The organism is Sphingomonas sp. (genome assembly GCF_040398505.1).
GTDB lineage: Bacteria > Pseudomonadota > Alphaproteobacteria > Sphingomonadales > Sphingomonadaceae > Sphingomonas.
In genome coordinates this window covers 17060-18892 of sequence record NZ_JBBATX010000046.1, presented here as the reverse complement: position 1 = coordinate 18892, position 1833 = coordinate 17060, and the positions used below count along the sequence as shown (strand labels likewise).

The 1833-nt window shown below is 62.6% G+C and carries 1 protein-coding gene; it reads right to left on the bottom strand.

Annotation, left to right across the window (positions count from 1 at the left end):
- The coding region (locus ABWP09_RS07780; RefSeq protein ID WP_353204577.1) for an isoleucine--tRNA ligase at positions 1-1833 on the bottom strand (1833 nt) is incomplete at both ends.

Here is a 1833-nt window from a genome sequence, read left to right as displayed (position 1 = left end):
CGCGTCGCAATAGAGCGAATCCTTGCGGATATCGAAGTAGAAGGCCGACAGATCCTCCTGCGCGAACTCGGTCAGCAGCCGGACATAGCTGTTGAAATCATACACCAAAACCGCCGCGCGCAGCTTCGCGTCGAGCTCGGCGAGCAGATGCAGGACATAGCGCTCCAGCTCGGGCATTTCCGCGACCGGCAGCCGCTCGCTCTCGTCGAACCCGTCGAGTGCGCCGAGCAGATAGCGGAAGGTGTTGCGCAGCTTGCGATATTGGTCGGAAACCCCGTTGAGGATCTCCTTGCCGATGCGGTGGTCCTCGGTGAAATCGACCGACAGCGCCCACAGCCGCAAAATGTCCGCACCCGATTCCTTCATCAGATCGAGCGGGTTGATCGTGTTGCCGAGGCTCTTGGACATTTTCATGCCCTTCGAATCCATCGTGAAGCCGTGCGTCAGCACTGCGTTGTACGGCGCCCGCCTGCGCGTGCCGCACGCCTCCATCAGCGACGACTGGAACCAGCCGCGATGCTGGTCCGAGCCTTCGAGATATAGGTTCGCCGGCCATTGCAGATCGGGCCAGCGCCCGGACTCCAGCACAAAGGCATGCGTGCAGCCGCTGTCGAACCACACGTCGAGAATGTCGGTGACGCGCTCGTAATCGGCGAGGTTGTAGTCCGGGCCGAGCAAGTCCTGCGCCGCTTCTTCCGACCACGCATCGACGCCCTGTTCGCGCACCGCCGCTACGATCCGCGCATTCACCGCCGGATCGACGAGATACTGGCCGGTCTTGCGATCGACGAACAGCGTGATCGGCACACCCCAGGCGCGCTGGCGGCTGATCACCCAATCTGGGCGACCCGCGACCATCGCGGTGATGCGGTTCTGGCCCTTCGGGGGATACCAGGTGGTGGCTTCGATGGCGGCGAGGGCTGTTTGCCTAAGAGTAAGCCCCTCCCCTTCTAGCTCCCCTCCCGCTCGCGGGAGGGGTTGGGGGAGGGCATGTCCGGAAAGAGCGTCGCTTGCTGACAGCCCCTCCCGCAAGCGGGAGGGGGATTGCGGCAGCGGCGCATCCATCGGAATAAACCACTGCGGCGTAGCCCGAAAAATCACCTTCGCCTTCGACCGCCACGAATGCGGATAGCTATGCGCAAAATCATCGCTCGCCGCGAGCAACGCGCCCACGCCGCGCAGATCCGCACAGATCGGCCCCTCGGCGGAGACGAACTTCTTGTTGATCACCGATCCCTGCCCGCCGAGCCACGCCCAATCGTCGCGATACATCCCCGCGCCGTCGACCGCGAAGACCGGCTCAATGCCATATTGCTTGCACAGCAGGAAATCGTCCTCGCCATGATCGGGCGCCATATGGACGAGCCCGGTGCCCGCCTCGGTCGTGACGAAATCGCCCGGCAGGAATGGGCGGGGCTTTGCGAAGAACCCGCCGAGCGCGTGCATCGGATGGCGGGCGGTAGCGCCTTCCAAGTCACCGCGTTCATATTCCCAGTTCGTCAGATAATCCATTCCGATAGCCGGATGGATGCGATCTAGGAATCGCTCAACAAGTTCGGACGCAATCAGAAATTGCTTCCCGCGAAGGCCGGCAAGTTCCGGGAATTTGTCGAAAACACCACTTTTGATTTCTATCAACCGATAGGCGATTTCCGGCCCATAGCTCAGCGCCTGGTTGACCGGGATCGTCCAGGGCGTCGTCGTCCAGATCACCGCGTGCGCGCCGACCAGTTCGGGCGCGTTCGGCGCCTCCACAATCTCGAACGCCACGTCGATCTGCGTCGACACGACGTCCTCATATTCGACCTCGGCCTCGGCGAGCGCGGTCTTTTC